At 66.0% G+C, this 1,188-nt stretch carries 1 protein-coding gene and 1 pseudogene; one reads left to right on the top strand and one right to left on the bottom strand.

Features of this window, described 5'->3' with window-relative positions; translation table 11 throughout:
• Window positions 1-374 (top strand): annotated as a pseudogene (locus EN893_RS34790) (muramidase); the annotation flags it as partial.
• Window positions 375-388: 14 nt separating this feature from the next.
• Here the strand turns inward: EN893_RS34790 and purD are convergent.
• On the bottom strand, window positions 389-1,188 hold an 800-nt coding region (gene purD, locus EN893_RS34795), incomplete at its 5' end, for a phosphoribosylamine--glycine ligase (protein WP_128362200.1).

Genomic DNA, 1,188 nt, shown 5'->3' on the forward strand with positions numbered 1-1,188 from the left:
CCGCCACGCTGCGCGCGCAATGGCCGTTCGGTGGGCTTATCGACGTGCCGCCGGACTATCTCGCCTCGATACCGCTACCGGTTTCACGCGAGGCCGGCCTCGCCGGCAATGTCACCATCACCTATGCGTCTGTGGCCGCGCCGCCGACTCTCGAGGACATGGTTACAGCGTTGGGCACACGCTGGTCCCGTTTCCGCGACGGCTTCCGCATGCCAGTCGTGAAGACGGTGCCGCGACGGCCAAGCTTCGGCATTGTCCAATATGTCGCCTGGAAGCGGACCGAACGGCGTTCACCCGCACAACTCGACGCTGCCTTTGCCGTGTCCGATCCACTCAGCACCGCTTCCACCGAACTCGATCGCGGCCAGCGGTGAGCCAATGCGGAACTTCAGGTTCCCTGTTCGCGCGCTACGGCCTGCCAGCCGATATCGCGGCGGCAGAACCCGTCCGGCCAATCGATGCGGTCAAGCGCGGCATAGGCTCGTTTCTGTGCCTCGCCGACCGTGGCGCCTGATGCCGTCACGTTGAGGACGCGGCCGCCATTGGCAACCAGCGCGCCGCCATTGATGGCGGTACCGGCGTGGAAGATCTGGACGCCGTCGCTCGCCGCGTCTTCGACGCCGCGGATGACCGAGCCTTTTTCCGGCGTGCCGGGATAGCCTCTCGCCGCCATTACTACGGTGAGCGCGGCCTCGTCGCGCCAGCGCACCGAAGTATGCGCAAGCTGGCCGTCGGTCGCCGCGTTGAGCAGGACCAGCAGATCATCCTTCAGCCGCATCATCAGCACCTGGCATTCCGGATCGCCAAAACGGGTGTTGTATTCGATCAGCTTCGGTCCCTTGTCGGTGATCATCAGCCCGGCAAACAGCACGCCGGAGAACGGCGCCCCCAGTTCGGCCATGCCGCGCATGGTCGGCTCGATGATCTCGCGCATGGTGCGCGCGACCAGTTCCGGCGTCATCACCGGTGCCGGCGAATAGGCGCCCATGCCACCGGTGTTGGGACCGGTGTCGCCGTCGCCGACGCGCTTGTGGTCCTGCGCGGTACCGAAGGGCAGTGCGGTGGTGCCGTCGCAGAGGCAGAAGAAACTCGCCTCCTCGCCGGTCATGAACTCCTCGACCACAACTTCCGCGCCAGCGGCGCCGAAGGAACCGTCGAAGCAGGCATCGAGTGCTGCCTGTGCTTCAC

The organism is Mesorhizobium sp. M7A.F.Ca.CA.004.04.2.1 (genome assembly GCF_004022825.1).
In the GTDB taxonomy this organism is placed as follows: domain Bacteria; phylum Pseudomonadota; class Alphaproteobacteria; order Rhizobiales; family Rhizobiaceae; genus Mesorhizobium.